Origin of the sequence: Pseudarthrobacter sulfonivorans, from assembly GCF_014712225.1 — a bacterium.
In the GTDB taxonomy this organism is placed as follows: domain Bacteria; phylum Actinomycetota; class Actinomycetes; order Actinomycetales; family Micrococcaceae; genus Arthrobacter; species Arthrobacter sulfonivorans.
In genome coordinates, this window is sequence record NZ_JACXBW010000002.1 from 164,831 (window position 1) to 184,571 (window position 19,741).

A 19,741-nucleotide genomic window follows, 5' to 3' on the forward strand; every position below is an offset into this window, starting at 1 on the left:
GTCAGGCACCCTTCTTCTTGCGGCGGGGACGGTCGCGCAGGCCGTCGCCCAGCAGGTTCACGCCCACCACCATGAGCACGATCACCAGGCCGGGCAGGGTGACCATCCACCAGGAGGTGGTGATGTAGTCCTGGCCGTCGGAGATGATCCGGCCCCAGGTGGCGAAGGGGCGCTGCGGGCCGGCGCCGAGGAAGCTGAGCGCGGACTCGAGCAGCACGGCCTGGGCCAGCAGGAGCAGGACCACCAGGGTGGCCTGCTTGATGACGTTGGGGATGATGTGCTGGATGAGGATCTGGATCCGGTGCAGGCCCAGGATCCTAGCCGCGGAGACGTACGGCTTTTCGCGTTCCACCAGCACCATGGAGCGGGTGAGGCGGGCGACTTCGGGCCATTGGGCGATGGCGATCACGAAGGTGATCACCGGGATGGAGGGGCCGAACAGCGCCACCACGAGCAGCAGCATCATGAGCAGCGGCAGCGACATCTGGGCCTCGAGGACGCGGGAGACGATGGTGTCCACCCAGCCGCCGAAGTAGCCGGCGGCCGAGCCGAGGATGATGCCGATGGCGCCGGAGACCAGCACGGCCAGCAGGCCGATGGTCAGCGAGACCTGGCCGCCATGCAGCACGCGGGAGAGGAGGTCGCGGCCCAGCTGGTCGGTGCCGAACAGGTGCCCGTCGGTGAACGGCGGCAGGCGCCGGGCGGAGAGGTCCTGGAAGTTGGCGTCCGGCAGCGGGAGCACGTTGGCCAGGATGATGGGGATGATCACCAGCAGGGTGCAGACGGCGCCCACGATGAGCTTGGTCTTCGCGGCCTTACGACGGCGGGTGGCGCCTGCTGCGGCGATGTCCGCCTTGGTGACGGCGCTGGGGCTCGGCTGCCGGGCCGGCTGCGCTGCGGGGGTTCCGGCGGTTGCCGTATCGAGGCTCATGCTGTTGCCGCCTTTCCAAGACGAACGCGGGGATCAAGAAGCGGGTAGGCGAGGTCGATGAGTAGCTGCACACCCACGGCCAGGAGTGCGGTGAGGAGGACCGTGGCCTGGATGAGGGGGTAGTCGCGGGTCTCCAGGGCCCGCACGATCAGGGAGCCGACGCCGGGCCAGGCGAACACCACCTCGACGACGACCACGCCGTTGAGCATGGCGGCGAACCGGGTGCCCAGGGCGGTGAAGACCGGGATGGCCGAGTTGCCCATGGCGTAGCGCCACGTGAGCACGGAGTTCCGGACACCGCGGGAGCGGGCCACCGTGAGGTATGGGGCGGCGAAGTTGGCGGTCATTTCGCGCCGGACCATCCGGGAGATCAGGGCGATCTGCAGGATGGCGATGGTGATGGTCGGCAGGACCAGCCCGCCCCAGGTGGCGAACCCGGAGGCCGGGAAGACAGGAATCAGCACGGCGAAGCCGGTGAGGAGCATGATGCCGGTCCAGAAGTCGGGCATGGACTGACCGGCGATGGTGAGCACGTTGACGCCGAATTCGCGGCCGGTGTCCGGGCGGCGGGACATCCACACGCCCAGCGGGATGGCCACCACGGCGGTCAGGAGGATGGACGCCGTCGCCAGGGTCAGCGTGTACGGCATCCGCTCGGCCACCACCTGCATGGCGGGGGCCTGGAAGGAGTAGGACGTGCCCAGGTTGCCGGTCAGCAGCTGCTGCAGGAAGATCCAGTACTGCTCCAGCAGGGACTTGTTCAGGCCGAACTGTTCGCGGACGTTGTCCAGCTGCTCGGTGGTGGCCAGCGGTCCGGCGTAGGACACGGCCGGATCGCCCGGGGCCATGCGGATCAGGATGAACACGGTGGACACCGTCAGGAACACGGTCAGCAGGCCCTGTCCCAGGCGCTTCAGGATGTAGTTCGTCATGGCTTAGGCCTCCAGCCGTGCATCAACGAGCGGGTAGGAGTTGGTGGGAGCCAGGCTGATGCCGGACACCCGCTGGCGGTGGGCGAGGACGGACTTGGGCACAAACGCCCAGGCGCAGGGCCAGGTGTCCCAGATGGCCTGCTGTGCCACGGCGAGCAGTTCCTGCCGGCGCGTGGCGTCCACCTCGGAGGAGGCAGCCTGGATCTTGGCCTGCACCTCCGGGAAGACGTAGCCCTGGTAGGTGTCGCGGGTGGCTTCCTTTTCGGGGGTGCCCGCGTACATGCCCTGCATCATGGTGATGGCCAGGCCGGTGGGGCTGCTGAAGCCGTTGCCCAGCAGGTCCCAGTCGCCCTGCTTGCCCTGGCGCCAGGCCAGGATGTTGCCGCCGGGTTCGAACTGCTGCAGCTCGGTCTTTACGCCGATGGCGCCGAACATCTCCACCAGGGCCTCCATCACGGAGGTGTCGGAGGCGAACTCGCCGGTTTCCCAGATGATCTTCAGGGTGAGGTCCTTGACGCCGAGCTCGGCGAGCCGGGCCTTGGCCTTCGCCGGATCGTAGGTGTAGGTGCCGGTCTTGTGGTACCCGGTGAGGCTGCCCGGCGTGACGCCCTCGGCCGCGCTGACGGAGTCCACCAGCACGTCCTTCACCAGCGCGTTGCCGTCGATCGCCCAGCTGAGGGCTTCGCGGACGCGGACGTCGGCGAGCGGGTGGCCGGCGGGCTTGCGGAAGTTGTAGAAGATCTGGTTCAGGCGGAGGCTGGATGCCTCTTCGAGCTCGACGCCGGGGAGTCCGGCGAGCTGTTCGCGCGAATCGGGCGTGATGGAGTCGATGATGTCCACCTCGCCGCTGCGCAGCGCGATGACGCGGCTGGATTCCTCGGGGAGGAACCGGACTTCCACGTTCTCCACCTCGGGCGTGGGGCCCCAGTAGTTCTCGTTGCGGGCCAGGCTGTAGGTGCCGGCGCCGCGGTTGAACTTGGTGACGACGTACGGGCCGGTGCCCACGCCTTCCTGCAGTTCCTCCGGCTTGTTCTGCGCGGCCGGGGTAATCAGGATCATGCTCATGAGCGAGTCCAGGATGGGGACGGGCTTCTTGGACACCATCTTGAAGGTGCGCTCGTCCACCGGCACCACCTCGGGGAACTCGGGGAAGAAGCCTGCCACGAAGGAGCCCTGCACCTGCTTGTACATCTTCAGCGCCGTGGCCACGTCCTCGATCCTGACGGGGCTGCCGTCCGAGTAGCGGATGCCTTCGCGGAGCGTGACGGTCCACTCGGTGGGGCCGGTCATCTCGAAGCGTTCGGCCAGGACCAGGACGGGCTTGGTTTCGGGGCCGATGGCGGTGAGGCCCTGGCGGACCGAGCGCTGCACGGTGACGGCGGCGTCGAACTGGTTGAGCTTGTTGTCCAGGCTGACCAGGGACCGGTTGAGGGCCAGGGTCAGGGTGCTGGGTCCCGGCAGGCCGGTGGGGCCGGCACAGCCTGCGAGGCTGCCGGTGCCCAGGAGAAACCCGGCGGCGGCGCCAAACTGCAGCAGGCTGCGGCGGGAAATCTCACGTCCTTGAGGAAGAACGGTCATCGTTGACCTCTCGGTTGATCGGGGTCGGCGGCCGGCCGGTTGGCTGCGCCGAATGTTGTGTCCATCACTTTGCCACTCCTGCGCAAATTGCGCAACCCCTCTAGCGTGATTCGCGCAACCGTGTCATGATGTTGGAAAGCATCCCGCTGTCCGGCGGGGTCCCAGCCAACAATGACGCGAGAGGAGCAATGTGGCTTCCGTATTTGTGCAGGCCGACGATTTCTCCGGCGCCGCCGAGGTTGGCTACTGCTTTGTGCAGCACGGGCTGTCCACGCACGTACTGCTTGGAACGCACGTTCTTCCGGGACCGGCCGTTCTTCCGGGAACGCACGACGGCGGCGCCTCCTTTGCCGGGCACGTCACCGACGTGGTGGTGGCCGATACGCATTCGCGCGGGCTTGCCGAGTCGGCCGCGGAAGCGCTGGCCACAGAAGCTTTCTCCGGTGCCGCGGCGTCGGGTGCACAGGTCCTCTTCAAGAAGATCGACTCGCTCTGGCGCGGGAACGTCCGCGCGGAAGTTGCCGCGCTGACTGGCCTGGGATTCCATGCCGTTGTTGCCGGGGCACTCCCCCAGCTGCAGCGCACGGTCCAGAATGGCAGGCCGTTCGCTGCCGGAGTTGCCCTGGCGGAGACCGAGCTGTGGCAGGCCGAACTGTCGGCCCCGCCGGCAGATATTCCTTCCCTGCTTTGCCCTGAGGATGGGGCCTCGGTGCAGACCTTGAGCCTGGCCGACGTCCGGTCCGGCTCGCTGCCCATGACGCTGGCAGGGTTCCTGGAATCCGACCAGCCCACCCTGGTGGTGGCCGACGGCGAAACGGTCCAGGACCTGGAGTCCGTGGTCGACGCCCTGCTGGAGCTGAACTTCGAAATCGGAGGTCGCCGCATTGTGCTGGTCGGCACCGGCGGAACCGCGGACGTCCTCGCGCAGCGCCTCGCCGCACAAGTTGCGCGAAGTGCGCAAGTTGGTGTTAGAGCTCAAGCAAGCACCGCGGAACCGCAGGGAGCCGCCAAGCCGGTGCTCGCCGTCGTCGGCTCCGCCTCCGGCACGGCGCAGGCGCAATTGGCCCAGCTGGAAACGCAGGGCTTCACCGTCATCAGGCTGCACCCGCAGTACGCCGGCGCAACCGGAGCCTACGGGCCGCAGCTCGAGGAAACGAAGCAGGCGCTGAGGGCGGGCACCAACGTGGCCGTCACCCTGGCCGCAGGCAAAGTGGACCCCGCAAGAGCAGCGAGCATCGTCCAGGCCCTGTCCACCTTCGCCGCCGAGGCAGCAAAGGCAACAACAACTGACCTGATCCTCACCGGCGGCGAGACGGCCCGGGAAGTCCTGGACGCCGTCGGCCGCCACAGCCTGGTGCCGCTCGCGGCCGTGCAGCACGGGGCGGTGCTCAGCCGCGCCAATGACGGGACGCTGGTGGGCACCAAGCCCGGCAGCTTCGGCGACGACCTGGCCCTCCTGCAGCTTTACGACGCAATCCGGGAGCGCCGCGGCCAGTCCGCGCAGGCTCCCGCCACCACCCTCCCCAGCAAGACTTCCGAACGATCTGGAGCAGACATGACCACCGAAGCAGCAAGCACAGCCGACCAGAAGAGCCTCCCCTACGTGGCCGTGACCATGGGCGACGGCGCCGGGGTGGGGCCGGAGGTGGTGGTGGCCGCCGTGCTGGATCCGCAGAGCAACGCCGAGTGCCGGCCCGTGGTGATCGGCGACGCGCTGCGCCTGCGCCAGGCCGCGGACATCCTGGGCATCGAGGCGGACATCCAGAGCATTGAGAACGTGGAGGACGCGGTGTTCACGCCGGGGCGGGTGAACGTGATCGACCTGGCGCTGCTGCCGGAGGACTTGGTCTGGGGCCAGCTCTCCCCCGTGGCCGGGCACGCCGCGTACGAATACATCCGGGTGGCCAGCGAGCTGGCGATGGCCGGGAAGGTGCAGGCCATCTGCACGGCGCCGCTGAACAAGGAGGCACTGCACTCGGCCGGGCACATTTTCCCCGGGCACACCGAACTGCTGGCGCACCTGACGGGCACGGAGGAAGTGTCCATGATGCTCTCCACGCCCAAGATCCGGGTGATCCACGTGACCACGCACATCGGGCTGATGGACGCCATCCGCAAGATCAACCCGGACCTGGTGGAGCGCACCATCCGCCGCGGCCACGAGGCCCTGGTCCGGGCCGGCATCCCGAACCCGAAGATCGGCGTCTGCGCCATCAACCCGCACGCCGGCGAGAACGGCCTGTTCGGCCAGGGCGAGGAAGCGGAAAAGATCGAACCCGGTGTGAAGGCTGCACAGGCGGACGGCATCGACGTGACCGGCCCGCTGCCGGCGGACACCCTGTTCTTCCTGGCCGGCCGCGGGGATTACGACCTGGTGGTGGCCATGTACCACGACCAGGGGCACGGCCCGGTGAAGGTGCTAGGCATCGAGGCCGGCGTGAACATCACGGTGGGCCTGCCGGTGATCCGCACATCCGTGGACCACGGCACCGCCTTCGACATCGCGGGCAAGGCAATCGCCGATTCGCGGTCCATGGTGGAGGCGCTGCACCAGGCGGCGGAGATGGCCACCCGGCCCGCCGTGGCCGTGTAGCGGCACTGTTTTACCGGGGGCCGGAACTAGCATGGTAACCACGCCCACGCGAAGGAGACCGGGAATGCTGAGCGCAAACGCGCGGCGCGAGGAGATCTACCACCTTGCCGTGACCACCGGCCTGGCCTCCGTGGAGGAACTGTCCGCCCGGTTCGAGGTGACGGCCTCCACCATCCGCCGCGACCTGGCGCTGCTGAACGGGCAGGGCCGGCTGGCCCGCACCTACGGCGGCGCCATGGCCCTGGGCGCGCACCCGGAGGCCTCGCTGCGGCAGCGCACCGGCGAGGCGTTTGAGCAGAAGCATGCGATCGCCCGCTGGGCGGCGTCCGTGATCGTGCCCGGGGAGAACATCCTGCTCGACGCCGGCTCCACCGTCGGTGCCTTGGCCCACGAGCTGCGCGGGTTCGATCGGTTGTCGGTGACCACGCCGGGCATCAACACCATGCAGGAACTGGCCGAGTCCGAGGGCATCGAGGTGGACTGCCTGGGCGGCCGGCTGCGGAGCGTTTCGCAGAGTTTTGTGGGGCCGCTGGCCGAGGCGGCGCTGGAGCGGATGAGCTTTGACCGGGTGTTCCTGGGCGCCGACGCCGTCACCGCCGAGGACGGCATCTGCGAGGCCGACCACGCCCAGACCCGGCTCAAGGAGCTGATGGCCCGGCGCGGGACGGCTGTTTATGTCCTGGCTGACTCGTCGAAGCTCGGGCTGCGGCCTTTTCATGCCTGGGCCCGTTTGGCTTTGCCGTGGACCTTGGTGACGGACGACGGCGCCGATCCCGAGCAGGTGCAGAAGTTCAGGGATGCGGGGGTTGAGGTTGAGGTGGCTGCGGTTTCGTCCGTCGGCTGAGTCCGGCCTGGACAAAGGCGGACACTCCCGCCGAAATAATCACTGAAAACGCACGGCTAACGCGGCCCGCCTCCCGGGCTTTCCAAGGCGGTTTTGAGGGCAACCAAAATCTTCAACACGAACGGTTGACTTGAACATGCGTCCATGTAATTCTTGTCACAGCAAGTGATCCACCTCACGATGAAGCGAAGTGGCTGTACCCATCGGAGCGTGTGTCTTGACGATGATTTCCGGACTCAGAGGAAACGGTGTAGCCATGGGTGCAGTCATAGAGCAGACCCCGGCAGTGACGACGGGCAACGCAATCGATTTTTGTGCGGCGCAGCCCCTGAAGGCCCTGGGCGGCGAATGGGGGCGGCTGCAGTGCCGGTTCATCAATGCCCATCCGGTGGGCGCCTGGGATGACTTTATCCTCTCGGAATGGACGCTGGATTCCCGTGCCTGGGAGGACTTCCACCCGCACAGCGAGACCGCGTTCGTGCTGGAAGGCGAGCTCCACATTGAGAGCCAGGGCAAGACGGTCATCCTGCGGCCGGGCGACTCGGCCCGGGTCAATCCCGGCGGGGTGGGCCGGTACTGGGCACCCGTCTACGCCCGGATGGTCACCATCTACGGACCCAACCCCGAAGGCCTGGAATCCCACTCCTTCCGCTACTCCGAACTCTGAGCACTTAGCTCCGAGCACTGAGCACTGAGCTCTGGGCTCTGAACTCTGGGCTCTGGGCTCTGGGCTCTGGGCTCTGGGCTCTGGGCTCTGGGCTCTGGGCTCCACCAAACCCCGCACAGACCTGCCGGTCCAAACGGCAACCCCTCACGAAAGGCACCACCATGACCGCAACAGCTTCCATCACCGCCAGCCTCATCCGCGACGCGGCCAACATCACGGACCTCGATGACTGGGGCCCCTGCCCCGAAGCCACCGGACCGCAGATGGACACCCGCGGCAACTACCTCTGGAAAGAGGACAACGGAACCGAATCCGGCATCTGGGAATGCACCGCAGGACCTTCCCGCTGGGTTCTGGAAACCAACGAGTTCGTCCACGTGCTCTCAGGCTCCATGACCATCACTGCCGATGGCGGCGAGCCCCAGTTCATCGGCCCCGGCGACACCATCTTTATCCCCCGCGGCTGGAGCGGCAACTGGGAAATCCACGAGACCCTGCGCAAGCTCTACGTCATCTTCTAAGCCACCCGTCAGACCATCACCACATCACCCTCACCCAAAGGAGAAACCATGGAAGCCCTCACAGTAGGAACACTCAGCAAGGCCGGCGCGATCTACAAAGTAGAAAACGGCTACCTCGGACTGCCGTCCATGAACGTCCCCGGCTGCGACGCCGCAATCGCCGACTCCCTCACCCACCCCGAGGGTTCCGTCATGAGCTCCGGGTTCTTCGAGCTCAAAGCCTCCGAACCCTTGGTCTACACCTACAGCTGCGATGAAATGAAAGTCGTGGTCAAGGGCGAGTTCATCCTCACCGACCGTAAAACCGGCGAAGTGACCCGCGCCAAGGAACGCGACGTGCTGTTCTTCCCCAAGGGATCAGAAATCACCTTCGAAACCCCCGACTACGGCCTGGGCTTCTTCACCGCCCACGGCTCCATGTCCTAGGCAAGCCCACAGCAGCCTTGGTTCGTAGCCGCCGCACCAAGGCGGCGGCTACCAACCAAGGGCAACCACGGCAACCAGGGCAGCCGTGGGAAAAAGTCCCCGAGCGCCTAAACGCCGGCTTTGGCCAGGAGGGCATCAACCATCATGAAGAACTGCGTGCTGTAGTCCGCAGCGTTCGGGTCGGTCATGTACTGGAGGGCGGCGCCGTCGTAAATCATCAGGAAGGCCCTCACCAGTCTCGGGAAGCTAATGAGGCACTGCTCCCCGTTGCCCTGGGCGGCGGAGGAAAAAATGCGGCCCAGCTCCACTTCGTAGGCGGGGTAGATCTTCCCGGCCAGCGGGCTGGCGGCGGCGTTGCGTGTGGCCCAGAGGATGAGTTCGATCTCGGCAAGAATGCTGGCCGGTTCCTCCTCCAGTGCGCGCCAGTACCCTTCGGCAAGCTGCTCCACGGCCTTGCGCAGACCCAGGTGAACCGGGACGTCACTGGAGAAGCGGCTCAGGTTCTTCAGCCAGGCCTCGGCGGCCTTGTCCATGAGTTCGTCTTTATCACTAAAGCAATAGTGGGCCGTGGCCAATGGAGCGCGGGCTTCCTTGGCAATGGCCCGCATGGTCACCGATTGAATGCCCTCTCGGCGCATTAGTTCAACGGTGGCAGCAATCAGCTGTTCTTTTCTTTCCCCGGAGGATATCCGCATAACCACTCCCCCTTTCAACGGTTACCGGCGGACCGCCCCAATGGTCCAACGGGTTGTTGGACCATTGGGGCGGCTCGCATCGGGACGGCCGGCGGCCGTTTTGGTTTGCAGTTAGACCGCGGCTGCGGTCTCGGTGAGGATGTCGGGCGTAGTGTCGAGGTCCTGGGAGGGGCCGTTAAGGTACCGCTCCATGGAGTCGTCCATGGCGTTGATCCACCGCGTATGGTGCTTGGTGGCCATGGTGCCGGTGACTACTGAGCGGTGCAGCATGTCGCGGTAGCCCAGGATGTCATCGTGCTTGTGGCGCATCCAGTCCTTGAACAGCTGGCAGACTGCGTCCAGGTCGAAGGGCGGGTAGTCAGTGGAGTCAATGAGTTCCCGCAGGTAGTCGGTCTGGAAGTCCGCTTCGGCGTCGTGGTCAGGCAGCGCGGCCTGGCGTTCGAGCCACAGCTGGATGTCCGCCTCGCGTTCGGCGAGGGACGGGAGCGTGATCTTGCCGGTCATGACGTCGCGGGCGAACCAGGCCTGGGCGTCGAACATGTTGAAGGTGTAGTACTGGTCCTGCGCGCCAAGATAGAAGAGGTTGGTGTTCTGCTGCCAAACCACGCCCTTGTAGAGGTTGCCCGGGTAGAGGACGTTCGGGGATTTCAGGGACAGTTCGCTGGGCAGGTACGGGTACTTGTGCTGGTATCCGGTGCAGAGCACGACGGCGTCAAAGTCGTCATGGGTGCCGTCACTGAAGTAGGCGGTGCTGCCTTCGAAGCGGGTCACCAGCGGGCGTTCGGTGGTGTTTTCCGGCCAGTGGTAGGCCATGGGGGTGCTGCGGAAGCTGAGGGTGATGGATGCCGCGCCCATCTTGTGGGACTGCATGCCGATGTCCTCGGCGGAGTAGCTGCTGCCGATCATGAGCAGCTTCTTGCCGTAGAAGCGCTCGGCCCCGCGGAAATCGTGGGCGTGCATCACTTCGCCGGGGAAGGTTTTGATGCCCTTGAATTCCGGCACGGCAGGGACGTGGAAGTGGCCGGTGGCCACCACCAGTTTGTCGAACACGTGGGTTTCCGTCAGGCCCGTCTTGAGGTCCTCCACCGTCACCGTGAATTCCTGGGTGTCCTGGTTGTAGCTGGTGTGGCGGGCAACGGTGTTGAACCTGACGTACTGGCGGACGTCGGACTTTTCCACGCGGCCCTTGATGTAGTCGAAGAGGACTTCCCGGGGCGGGAAGGAGGAAATCGGGCGGCCGAAGTGCTCATCGAAGGAGTAGTCGGAGAATTCCAGGCACTCCTTGGGCCCGTTGGACCATAGGTGGCGATACATGCTGGAGTGGACCGGCTCACCGTATCCGTCCAGCCCGATCCGCCAGCTGTTGTTCCACTGGCCGCCCCAGTCGTCCTGCTTTTCAAAGCACAGGATCTCGGGGATTTCCGCGCCTTTCTGGCGTGCCGATTCAAAAGCCCGCAGTTGTGCCAGGCCGCTGGGTCCCGCACCGATGATTCCGACTCGTAAAGTCATGCTGCTCTCCTTTTCAAAAATTATGGTTCACCTTGAAAGGCGTAGTGGTTGGGGTTGCGCCGCTGGGTGCTTAGGGTGCGAAGGTGCGGTCGCCGGCGAAGAAGCCCAGGCCGTATTCGGGGGTCTCGAATTTGACGGTGGTGCCCTTCGGGAAGAACAGCACATCGCGTTCCTTGGCGTGTGTTACTTCGCCCGTGGTCTGGTCCGTGAGGATGAATTCACCGGCGATGACCACTTTCATTTCGTCGTACGTGTAGGTGTAAACCAGCGGCTCGGAGGCCTTCAGTTCGAAAAAGCCGGAGCACATGACGGAACCGGCGGGGTTGTGGAGGGAGTCGCCGATTGCGGCTGCCGTGCCGGGCTCGTTCATCGACGGCAGTCCGATGTAGCCGTTTTCCACCTTGTGGATGGAGCCGGCTTTGGTGAGTGTTCCTACGAGGGTGGTTTCCATGGTTTCTCCTTGAATTGGGCACGGATTTTGAAAGGGTAAAAATCTCTTGGGGACTGTTCATGAAGGCATGTACAGGCAGGGGTAATTGCCCTTTTGGCGCGGTAGGGAATGCATTGAAGGGTGGCCTCTGCAACCGGGTTATGGGTCGGGGAGGGATTGCGGTAGAACCGATATTCGTGATTTACAACGGACCAGCTGAGCTCCTCTTTGAGCTCTGCGGTGTGAAGTGAATCACGTTTGCCTGTTCACCGACTTTTACATGAACGGCCGTGCAAGTCAATCGTTCAGAACAATATTTTTGGGATTACTTTTGAGACCGGACGCTCAGGCCCGGAAGGTAAGGGACCTTCTAGATTCCTTGTCATAGACCCTTGACTGGGACGGCCGTCAATGTCAAAGTTTTCAAATCCGTGATTCACATCACGTCGATGTAAGTGATTCTGATTCACCGACATGTTCCGCAAGCAGCTTTTCGACTGAAGAACGGTGAAAGACAATGTCCACAGCCATCCAGGCCCCGTCACTGACGACGGGGGCAGCTCTCGACTTCTGGTCAGCGAAGTCCATGACGGTCATGAAGGACGAATGGCCGCGCCTCCGCTGCCGTTTTATCAACGCAAATCCCGTAGGCCCATGGGAGGATTTCCGGCTCTCCGAATGGGAATTGGAGGCCTGCGGCTGGGAAGATTTCCACCCTCACAGCGAGACGAACTTCGTGGTGGAAGGCGAGCTTTACATCGAGTCCGAGGGCAAGACCGTCACCCTCAGGCCAGGTGACTCCGCACGCGTCAACCCCGGACAACTGGGCCGGTACTGGGCCCCCGTCTATGCCCGGATGGTCACCGTCTACGGCCCCAACCCGGAGGGCGCGGAGTCGCATTCCTTCCGGTACTACGAACTCTAGGTCTCACGCCCCCCTCCCCCGCGTTCGCTGCGAGGCAAGGCGAGTCGTAGAAGATTCGCCGGCATCCCCAGGATTTATCGCCGGCTCAAGCACGCCATCAGAGCTTCCGCATTTCGGCACATCGCGTTCATTCCGGGCGCCAGGCACGATCCCATTCGCCCCTCCATGCTCCGGAATTCCGGTCCAGGCTGAGATCACTGCCCAGATATAAACGCGCCTCAATTCCTATTTTCGGGCAGTAATTCAATGCAATTGCAGACCGCAGTTGCAGGTTTGGCTGAGCCGAAAAACTCTGCTTATACCAACGTTTGACCTGCCCCTCCGCACGCACGGATTGGACGAATTTCGTGTCCGCAGGAGTTTTTCCAAACGTCATAGATATTCAAACTGAGTTATTCAAATTAAATGACCTGACGACACTGAAGTCGTCTAAGGAGAGTGTTATGAGTAAAAATCTTTCGGAGGGTGTTGGCCACCTGGAAAGGTCGATCAACTGGAAACAGGGCTTGGCCATCGCACTGGGCGTCCCCCTGTTGATTCTGCCGTCCCTGGGCTATCTGCCCATGTACATGGCTGCCGCCGCAATCCTGATCTGGGGGCTGTCGGTGATTCAGGGGTTCATCCAGAACGCTGCCTACGCTGAACTGGCCACCACCTTTCCCAAGGCCTCCGGCCTGCCGGGCTTCGCCCAGCATGTGTTCCGCACGGAGAACTACAAAGGGAAGTATGACAAGGGCAAGCTGATCGGCGGCTTCTCCGCCTGGAGCTACTGGTTTGCCTGGAACCCGGTCCTGGCGATCTTCGCCATCCTGGTGGGCGGCTACCTGCATGGATTGTTCCCCGCCCTTGCCGAGACCTTCACCGAGTATCAGCTCTCACTGATTTCGGGCCTGGTGATCTTCGCGGGACTCTTCCTGGTCAACTGGTTCGGCCTGAAGGACGGCGCCATCCTGGGCTACATCCTGGCGGCGGTTTCGCTGATCCCGCTGGTCATCCTGACGGTGGCGCCGTTTGCCACCGGACATGTGGACTTCGCCAACATCACCGGCAACTGGTGGCCCGCCGACTGGACCTGGGACATGCACCACGTCCTGATTCTCTTCGGCATCTTTGCCATTGCGCAGTGGAGCGCCTGCGGCTGGGAAACCGCCGCCATCTACGCCCCCGAATACAAGAACCCGTCCAAGGATGTCCCGAAGGCACTGTTTGCCTGCGGCGCCATCTGCTTCCTCTCGTACGTGCTGGTGCAGGCCGCGGTGATCGGCGTGCTCGGTGTTGACGGTGTGATGGCAGAGCCCGTCTCGCCCCTGATTCCTGTGGCGCAGGCTGTCTTTGGCCAGGCCGGCTCCGTGATCACCATCATCATGCTGATCGCGGCCATGATCCTGATCATCCAGACGGCTTACCTGGGTTCATCCCGCGCCATGCACTCCATGACCACCGAAGGCAACCTGCCCAGGGTCTTCGGCAAAACGAACCGCCACGGGACTCCCTTTGTTGCACTGCTGGTCACCGCGGCGTTCAACATGGCACTGATTTCCATGGGGTCCCTCTCGGCAATTCTCGCGGCCGCCGCCATTGGCTACACCTGCGCCAACGGCATCAGCTTGTTCGCCTACGTCAAAGCCAAGAAGCACCCCGCCTTCGCCACCCTGGAACGGCCCTTCAAGGCCCCCAAGGGCTGGAAGCATGTGGCCCTGACGTTCGGCCTGTTCAATCTTCCGCTGTGCCTGATCGGCGTGGTCTACCTGAACAGCCAGGAAATCGGCTGGACCTCAACCTGGCTCGGCTTCCTCGTCCTCTCGCTCTACATCCCAATTTGGTTCTATTCGCAGCGCGAATCGAACCGTTCGGACACCGAAGTTGTCACTTCCGACTCTTGGGACGACGACCTGGATAACGATCCCCGGGACCTGGAAAGGGTTCCATCACCCAGCTGATCCCGGCTGCACAGGAGGAGCGCCGCCGTCGTAATTAATTACGACGGCGGCGCTCCCGTGCCGGGGCACGTCACCTGTGGCGGCGGGTGAGCAGAGCGGGTATGGGGGCTTCAGCAGCTGAGTCCTTGCCATTGCCGGATCCTGCCAACTATCCGCGCGCCGTCGTGCGCCCATGCTCTTCCTCGAAGAACCGCAGTGCCCTGGCTGCAGTCTGCCCGGGGCGGTGGTCCACGAAGTGCCCCGCACCGGGCAGGGTCTCCGTGGTGATGTTGCGGCCGCGGCCGGGGTGGTGCCCCATCCCCTGCAGCGTTCCGGACGGGTCCGCCGCCCCGACAATCACCAGAGTCCGGACGGAGAAATTCCGTTTGGCGTAGGCGCCGGTGATGATGGCCATAAACGCCGGAACGAGCATTGTGCGGTAGAGGGCCGGCGCCGGCGCTGCCCTTTCAGGCGGTGCCATCGCCGCACGGTAGAACCGATGTCCGCCTCGGTCACCCCGCCGGGTGGGTCGAAAGCCATAAAAAGGTGACGCATCAGCTTCCGGCTCTTGATGAGGCGGGCACCGATACCCGGTGCCGCCAGCCCGAAGACATGCCACAGCTTGGGGAACACCCGCAGCAGCTGGGTGTTTGGCTTGATGTGCACGTCCGGGGCGCCGGTGACAACCAGCGCCTCAACCAGATCGGGCCGTTCCATGGCCAGCAACTGGGCCACCACGGCGCCCCAGTCGTGTGTGAGGAAGCGCGCCCGCGGGATGTTCTATTCGACCATGAGCTGGACAATGTCCTCCACCAGGGTGTGGGCGTCGAAGCCACGCTTTGGTGCAGCGGTCCAGCCGAAGCCGCGCTGGTCCACGGCGATCACCCGGTAGTGCTTGGCCAGGCTGGGGATGGCGCGTGCCATTCCCACCAGTTCTGCGGAAATCCGTGGAGCAGGATCAGCGGCTCCCCGCGCCGGCCTCCGCAATGTGCATCCGCAACCCGCGGACATCGATCCACCGCTGGGTCACACACCCTCAAGGTGTGGCATGGCGGTTCCGTCGACAACGCTGTCTGTCTCGTCCCTGGGTTGGAACGGACGAAGCTTCAGCAATCGCCGCCACTCTGTGGGATCAGATCTCGCAGCCGGGCCAAACAGTTCTGCTTCACTTGATACAAGCGACCAGTGACAAGACTGAGCATTTCCGTCCAGAGGAGATCGCCGAGGCCATCTCGCACCCGAAAGGCACGTCGGGCGTGGCAGGCATACTCGGCGGGATGGGCAAGGCCATCCGTCGCGCAGGCCTTCCGATGTACACCACGCCAAGGGGTAATTCCTGGCACTACATCTGGGACTGGGACGGCGAGCGCTACTCCATGACCCCGGAGGTCGCCCGGCTCTTGCGCGCGGCCTCACGCCACTGACGGCAAGTCTCCCCGCACCTGGACCACGACGGCGGCACCCGGCCGAGGTGCCGCCGTCGCGGTCTTTGAGCGCGCGCCGCTAGGCAGCGGTGTATCCGCCGTCCACGTTGACGATGGATCCTGTCATGGCCGACGACCCGTCCCCCGCGAGGAACAGGAAAACATCGGCGATCTCCTCCGGCCGGAGCAACCGGCCGATGGGCTGCCTGGAGACCATGTGGGAGCGCGTCTCCTCCGGCAACTGCTCCAGCCTGCGGCCGTTCACTGCTTGGGCCTGCTTTGGCGCACCCCTGGACCTGGTGACGGACGACGGCGCAGACCCCGAGCAGGTGCAGAAGTTTAGGGATGCCGGGGTTGAGGTTGAGGTGGCTGCGACAGCGCCTTGACCTACCCTGCTGGCGAGTCCGTTTTCGACGGTTAGGGGCTTGGTACGCGCGTAACCCTAATCTCCGAATGTGGGTAGGGGCTACTCGTGTTGGCACGGCAGCCGCCGCATAAGCTCCAAGTCCTTGCAGTCAGGGACTTGTCCCGTTCCGGGGGAATTTCAGTCAGAAGCTACAACGGAGAGTACTTCAATGAAAAAATGGCCCACTCGCATCACTATGCCCGTTACCGTCGCAGCCGCAGCCGCATTCGCATTCGCCGGAGTGGCCGGCCCTGCCGCCGCCGCACCACCTGTTCCAAATCCCACAGGATCTTTCCTACTTCAGGATGCCTTCGGAAACGACTGTCCGGGCTTCGACGTGACCGCCACACTGACTGGAAAATTTAAGGAAATCCCCCTAAGCGGCAATCGGAAAATTCAAATCGCTCCCGCCACCACGATTACCCTGTCAGCCAACGGCAAGACCTTGAAGTACGTGATTACGGGGGCTACCCATATACAGCTTCTGCCCAACGGCACGGAAGAAGTGAAGTCGACGGGGAGGAACCTGCTAATTGTTCCCGACGTTCCGGGTCAACATGTAGAGGGGCTCTTCCTCACGACCGGCAACGTCAACTACGCCCGGACTACCACTGGAGGGGAAATAAGAACGTTCTCTGGCACAGGTCAAGTGGTGGACGTCTGCGCGTTACTCAAGTAGGGCTCCAACAGTCCGACAAGGCGCTTCCGGCAATACCCGGAAGCGCCTTGTCGCCGTTAAGGCCATGTTGGCCTTAGTCTCCGTGGCCCAACCACAGACTGTCCTCTTGGACCCGCGGTCTGGCATCTTATGCCCGCAGCCCTGAATTCCTGGCGTCTTCCTTCTGCACTAGGGAAACTTCGCTGTCCACACACATTCCGGTACCGCCCTGAAGACTTGGGTCGGCAGCACCCGTAACGGAGTTCCCTTGGTCTCGTCCATATGGACCGAGGACAGTCCGCCAGGCAGGAGCAGTTCAACGCCCTGAGCCAACACAGGTTGTAACCGTGAGCGGCGTTCTCATTCCGGCCGGGAATAGGAAGACCCCGATGCGGTCCTCTCCAGCAGCCCGAAGTCGACAAGGTAGCGGCGCAGCAGCACCACGTCGTCCGTGTAGCTCAGCAGCCGCTCGTTGACCTGCCTCTCGGTGAGGTCCTCCCCCGGCTGGATGGCTTGGTCCACGATCCAGGCCAGGAGCTCGCGCCGGTCCGCCGCACTGGCCGGGTACCTGTCGATCCGGCCCAGGCGCAGGAACCGGTCCACCCCGGTTTTCGGCTGGCGCTTTGGCTGCTGGGACAGGAGAGAGCGGAAGATCGTCTCCGAGGCCTGATAAGCGTTGCTTCCCGCCTTCTCCACCAGCCCGGCCTCCAACAGGATGGTGATTGCCCCGTGACGGCGCTGCTCCTTCGCATCGGACAGGACTCCCGCACCGAGCACAATCTGCGCGTAAGCGGTCCGCGCATCCCGGTTGGCGAGCGCTGCCATCACCCTGCGCCAGTGCGGTCCACTTTGGGCGGCCGGTCCGTTCACTTGCTTCCACCCCTAACTGCTGTTCGGAGCCGCCCCGTCAGCGGGACGGGACGACCGCTGCCACCGCCTCGACGGCGGACCGGGGGCTCGTCACGACGTGGATCGTGAGCCCGGCCAGCAGGGCGGCAGCGGGCTCCATGCTCGCCTGGGCGAGGACGACGACGTCGCAGCGGCTTGAGAGCGCGAGGGCCGCCTCCGCGATGCGGGAGCGGTAGTCCGCCGCATCTCCGCTGAGGAAGGCGTCCCATGCGCCGTCCACGACGCTCACCTCAACGGAAACGTCAGCTCCCGCGTCCGCAGCCTCCTCGGCAAGGACGCGTGCGGTCGGCTCGACGGTGCTGGCGAGCGCCGCGAGGACACCGATCCGCGGGCCGAGGGTGACGGCCCGGCGAAGCATCGGCCGGTCGATCCGGATCACCTTGAGACCCTCTCCTGACAGTTGTTCCGCGATCTCGCCGAGCGTTGAGCAGGTGCAGAGGATGACCTCGCATCCGGCTTCCCGGAGTTCCGAAAGGTGGCCGGCGACGACGGCGCGGACGCGCTCCCCTGTTCCGTCCTGTCTGGCAAGCTCCAGAGCTTCGGGATCCACCCGGTGGACCGTGCGGGCAGAGGACATGAGCTCCCGGGACAGGGCCTCGAACGTAGCCACGTGGACCTGTGCCGTGTGGAAGAAGCCGACCGTGCCGGGAACATCGGGACGGAGTTCGATCATGGGGCCTGACTGTAACAGAGTAGGCCGGCGAAGGCACCGACTTTGACCCGCGGCCGGTACTTCCGCCGTACGTGGAACTACTTGACCGCGTTGAACGCGTTGACGCGGCCATAGGCCCAGTAGGTCCCCTGGCCGGTCTTCTTCTCGGAGGTCGTTTCGACCTTAGCGCGCACTGAAGTGGCTGTGGCACCGGGAGTGGAACTCCAGACCAGCGCGGCCGTGGCAGCGACGATGGCCGAGGACATCGAGGTGCCGTTGCCGACGTCGTATCCCTGGGACCGGTTGTTCGGTTTCTCAAGGGCGAACGGGTGGTTCGGGAACGTGGAGTACACGTTCACTCCGGGCGCTGCGACGTCAACCCAGCTGGCTCCGTAGGTTGAGAATGCTGCTTTGGCGTCTTTGTTGTCTGTCGCGCCGACGGCAATGACTTTGGCATACGCGCCCGGGTAGATCTTGGCCTGGTTACCGCCGTTGCCTGCGGCGGCCACGAGGACCACCCCGTTACTCCATGCATTGTTGACGGCAGTTTCGAGGGTACGTGATGCCGGCACGCCGATGCTCATGTTGATCACCTTGGCCCCGTTGCTGACGGCCCAGTTGATGCCGTTCGCAACGCTCGAGGACGATCCGACTCCGCTGTCGTTGAGGACTTTGCCTGCCAGGATGGTGCAGCCCGGGCACACACCCGCCACGCCCTCCGTATTGTGGGTGGCGGCGATGATGCCTGCCACGTGGGTACCGTGGCCGTAAATGTCTTCATTGGTTGTCGCGCCGCTGAAATTGGCGCGGGCAACAACCTTCGGGTTGATGTCGGGGTTGTCGCTTGCGACACCTGAATCGAGAACAGCAACTTTGATGCCGCTGCCGGTGGTGACGCCCCAGGCCTCGACGGCGTCCACGTCAGCGTCCGGGGTGCCGGCGGCTATCTGTACATCGCCACGCGTGTTGGTAAACGGCTGGCCATCGTTCTGCAGGGAGTACTGGCGGCCGAAGTACGGGTCGGCTGTGGCGGAGGTAGCCGCCTGGTCCGGCTCGGCGTATTCAACCGCAGGGTTGCGGCTCAACGCCTCGATGAGCTGCAGCTCCTTGCCGGCTGGCACCGTGATGAGGTGCGCGCCGGTGTCCCCAACGTCCGTGCCCGCGCCGAGGCCATGCCGGCGCAGCACGCCGGCCGCAGCGCCGCCGTCCCGGAACTTGACCAGGATCTGCCCCGCCACCCGGGATGGATCGGTGGCCGCGTTGCTCACACCCGCCGAGTTGACGCCGCCGAACGCCAACAATGCCGCTGCGAAACCGGCCATCACGATTCGTTTCATGGAGGTCATCCTGCTCCAACGTGCACCAGCTGGAAAGTGCTGCCAGCTGGTTCGCCCTACCTAATCACGTTGGTGCCGGGTTGCAGGCACCAGGGATAACCACGAGCGCGGGGGTCGGTCAGGCGAGGGAAAGGAAGAGCTTTTCGAGTTCTTTTTTGTCCATCGTTGCGTCCTTCTGGACGATGCACTGCTCCAAGCCTGTGGCGATGATGGCGAATCCGGCTCGGTCCAGTGCTTTGGACACGGCCGCGAGCTGGGTGACCACGTCCTTGCAGTCCCTGCCTTCTTCCAGCATTCGGGTGACAGCGGCGAGCTGGCCCTGGGCACGCTTGAGCCGGTTGATCACGGGCGTGAGTTCTGCAGGATTGAGTTCCAAGGGTTTCTC

23 protein-coding genes and 1 pseudogene are annotated in these 19,741 nt (G+C 64.3%); 10 read left to right on the top strand and 14 right to left on the bottom strand.

The annotated features are described in order from the left end of the window. Position 1 precedes the first annotated feature (1 nt). From IAQ70_RS03085 to IAQ70_RS03095, 3 genes are read right to left on the bottom strand one after another with little or no spacing between them, the layout of a single operon-like run. Positions 2 to 931: an ABC transporter permease gene (locus tag IAQ70_RS03085; protein ID WP_190987842.1), complete on the bottom strand. Its 930-nt coding sequence runs from the start codon at positions 929 to 931 to the stop codon at positions 2 to 4. Further along, the gene (locus IAQ70_RS03090; protein WP_190987843.1) at positions 928 to 1,863 is read right to left on the bottom strand and encodes an ABC transporter permease; all 936 of its coding nucleotides are present in this window, start codon (positions 1,861 to 1,863) and stop codon (positions 928 to 930) included. The genes IAQ70_RS03085 and IAQ70_RS03090 overlap by 4 nt, the downstream gene beginning before the upstream one ends. A 3-nt stretch (positions 1,864 to 1,866) precedes the next feature. Continuing rightward, entirely contained in the window at positions 1,867 to 3,441 is a 1,575-nt protein-coding gene (locus tag IAQ70_RS03095; RefSeq protein ID WP_190987844.1) for an ABC transporter substrate-binding protein, read from the bottom strand. A 190-nt stretch (positions 3,442 to 3,631) separates the two neighbouring features. Here IAQ70_RS03095 and pdxA point away from each other — a divergent pair, with 190 nt between their 5' ends. The 5 genes from pdxA to IAQ70_RS03120 all read left to right on the top strand — a co-directional run bounded on the left by pdxA (position 3,632) and on the right by IAQ70_RS03120 (position 8,492). Further along, positions 3,632 to 6,034: a 4-hydroxythreonine-4-phosphate dehydrogenase PdxA gene (pdxA, locus tag IAQ70_RS23135; protein ID WP_190987845.1), complete on the top strand. Its 2,403-nt coding sequence runs from the start codon at positions 3,632 to 3,634 to the stop codon at positions 6,032 to 6,034. Between the two features lie 64 nt (positions 6,035 to 6,098). Continuing rightward, positions 6,099 to 6,878, top strand: a complete 780-nt coding sequence (locus IAQ70_RS03105) for a DeoR/GlpR family DNA-binding transcription regulator (RefSeq protein WP_190987846.1) — start codon at positions 6,099 to 6,101, stop codon at positions 6,876 to 6,878. 256 nt (positions 6,879 to 7,134) lie between these two features. Further along, positions 7,135 to 7,545: a cupin domain-containing protein gene (locus IAQ70_RS03110; RefSeq protein ID WP_223858734.1), complete on the top strand. Its 411-nt coding sequence runs from the start codon at positions 7,135 to 7,137 to the stop codon at positions 7,543 to 7,545. 161 nt (positions 7,546 to 7,706) lie between these two features. Then, the gene (locus tag IAQ70_RS03115) at positions 7,707 to 8,066 is read left to right on the top strand and encodes a cupin domain-containing protein (protein ID WP_190987847.1); all 360 of its coding nucleotides are present in this window, start codon (positions 7,707 to 7,709) and stop codon (positions 8,064 to 8,066) included. Between the two features lie 48 nt (positions 8,067 to 8,114). After that, on the top strand, positions 8,115 to 8,492 hold the full coding sequence (locus tag IAQ70_RS03120; RefSeq protein ID WP_190987848.1) for a cupin domain-containing protein: 378 nt from the start codon (positions 8,115 to 8,117) through the stop codon (positions 8,490 to 8,492). A 107-nt stretch (positions 8,493 to 8,599) separates the two neighbouring features. Here the strand turns inward: IAQ70_RS03120 and IAQ70_RS03125 are convergent, their stop codons facing one another. The 4 genes and pseudogenes from IAQ70_RS03125 to IAQ70_RS03135 all read right to left on the bottom strand — a co-directional run bounded on the left by IAQ70_RS03125 (position 8,600) and on the right by IAQ70_RS03135 (position 11,147). Next, positions 8,600 to 9,025 carry a TetR/AcrR family transcriptional regulator gene (locus tag IAQ70_RS03125; RefSeq protein ID WP_263406480.1) on the bottom strand — a complete coding sequence of 142 codons (426 nt, stop codon included), beginning with the start codon at positions 9,023 to 9,025 and terminating at the stop codon, positions 8,600 to 8,602. Positions 9,026 to 9,031: 6 nt separating this feature from the next. Then, positions 9,032 to 9,187, bottom strand: a pseudogene (locus IAQ70_RS23005) (TetR family transcriptional regulator); the annotation flags it as partial. A 111-nt stretch (positions 9,188 to 9,298) separates the two neighbouring features. Then, positions 9,299 to 10,696, bottom strand: a complete 1,398-nt coding sequence (locus tag IAQ70_RS03130) for an NAD(P)-binding domain-containing protein (protein ID WP_190987850.1) — start codon at positions 10,694 to 10,696, stop codon at positions 9,299 to 9,301. A gap of 70 nt (positions 10,697 to 10,766) precedes the next feature. Next, complete coding sequence (locus tag IAQ70_RS03135) at positions 10,767 to 11,147, bottom strand: cupin domain-containing protein (RefSeq protein ID WP_190987851.1); 381 nt, start codon at positions 11,145 to 11,147, stop codon at positions 10,767 to 10,769. Between the two features lie 496 nt (positions 11,148 to 11,643). On the opposite strand from IAQ70_RS03135, the gene IAQ70_RS03140 reads away from it, so the two are divergent. Continuing rightward, on the top strand, positions 11,644 to 12,051 hold the full coding sequence (locus IAQ70_RS03140) for a cupin domain-containing protein (protein WP_223858735.1): 408 nt from the start codon (positions 11,644 to 11,646) through the stop codon (positions 12,049 to 12,051). 443 nt (positions 12,052 to 12,494) lie between these two features. Continuing rightward, a complete protein-coding gene (locus IAQ70_RS03145) occupies positions 12,495 to 13,991 on the top strand; it encodes an APC family permease (RefSeq protein ID WP_190987852.1) in 1,497 nt (498 codons plus the stop codon). A gap of 148 nt (positions 13,992 to 14,139) precedes the next feature. On the opposite strand, the gene IAQ70_RS22580 is transcribed toward IAQ70_RS03145, so the two are convergent. Continuing rightward, entirely contained in the window at positions 14,140 to 14,451 is a 312-nt protein-coding gene (locus IAQ70_RS22580; RefSeq protein WP_223858737.1) for an alpha/beta fold hydrolase, read from the bottom strand. A 299-nt stretch (positions 14,452 to 14,750) separates the two neighbouring features. Then, on the bottom strand, positions 14,751 to 14,894 hold the full coding sequence (locus IAQ70_RS22585) for an alpha/beta fold hydrolase (RefSeq protein ID WP_223858739.1): 144 nt from the start codon (positions 14,892 to 14,894) through the stop codon (positions 14,751 to 14,753). 332 nt (positions 14,895 to 15,226) lie between these two features. Here IAQ70_RS22585 and IAQ70_RS03155 point away from each other — a divergent pair, with 332 nt between their 5' ends. Further along, positions 15,227 to 15,394 carry a hypothetical protein gene (locus IAQ70_RS03155; RefSeq protein WP_190987853.1) on the top strand — a complete coding sequence of 56 codons (168 nt, stop codon included), beginning with the start codon at positions 15,227 to 15,229 and terminating at the stop codon, positions 15,392 to 15,394. Between the two features lie 79 nt (positions 15,395 to 15,473). On the opposite strand, the gene IAQ70_RS03160 is transcribed toward IAQ70_RS03155, so the two are convergent. Then, positions 15,474 to 15,611 carry an SDR family oxidoreductase gene (locus IAQ70_RS03160; RefSeq protein WP_190987854.1) on the bottom strand — a complete coding sequence of 46 codons (138 nt, stop codon included), beginning with the start codon at positions 15,609 to 15,611 and terminating at the stop codon, positions 15,474 to 15,476. Between IAQ70_RS03160 and IAQ70_RS03165 the strand changes: the two genes are divergently transcribed. Continuing rightward, on the top strand, positions 15,610 to 15,780 hold the full coding sequence (locus tag IAQ70_RS03165; RefSeq protein WP_223858889.1) for a hypothetical protein: 171 nt from the start codon (positions 15,610 to 15,612) through the stop codon (positions 15,778 to 15,780). The genes IAQ70_RS03160 and IAQ70_RS03165 overlap by 2 nt on opposite strands. 189 nt (positions 15,781 to 15,969) lie before the next feature. Further along, complete coding sequence (locus tag IAQ70_RS03170; protein ID WP_190987855.1) at positions 15,970 to 16,479, top strand: hypothetical protein; 510 nt, start codon at positions 15,970 to 15,972, stop codon at positions 16,477 to 16,479. A 339-nt stretch (positions 16,480 to 16,818) separates the two neighbouring features. Here the strand turns inward: IAQ70_RS03170 and IAQ70_RS03175 are convergent, their stop codons facing one another. The 4 genes from IAQ70_RS03175 to IAQ70_RS03190 form a co-directional block, all read right to left on the bottom strand. Further along, positions 16,819 to 17,283 (bottom strand): DUF2087 domain-containing protein, encoded by a 465-nt coding sequence (locus IAQ70_RS03175; RefSeq protein WP_190987856.1) that lies wholly within the window; start codon positions 17,281 to 17,283, stop codon positions 16,819 to 16,821. A gap of 82 nt (positions 17,284 to 17,365) precedes the next feature. After that, on the bottom strand, positions 17,366 to 18,040 hold the full coding sequence (locus IAQ70_RS03180) for an aspartate/glutamate racemase family protein (protein WP_190987857.1): 675 nt from the start codon (positions 18,038 to 18,040) through the stop codon (positions 17,366 to 17,368). A 77-nt stretch (positions 18,041 to 18,117) separates the two neighbouring features. Beyond that, positions 18,118 to 19,356 (bottom strand): S8 family serine peptidase, encoded by a 1,239-nt coding sequence (locus tag IAQ70_RS03185; protein ID WP_190987858.1) that lies wholly within the window; start codon positions 19,354 to 19,356, stop codon positions 18,118 to 18,120. A gap of 118 nt (positions 19,357 to 19,474) precedes the next feature. After that, positions 19,475 to 19,732, bottom strand: a complete 258-nt coding sequence (locus IAQ70_RS03190) for a metal-sensitive transcriptional regulator (protein WP_190987860.1) — start codon at positions 19,730 to 19,732, stop codon at positions 19,475 to 19,477. Positions 19,733 to 19,741: the final 9 nt, after the last annotated feature.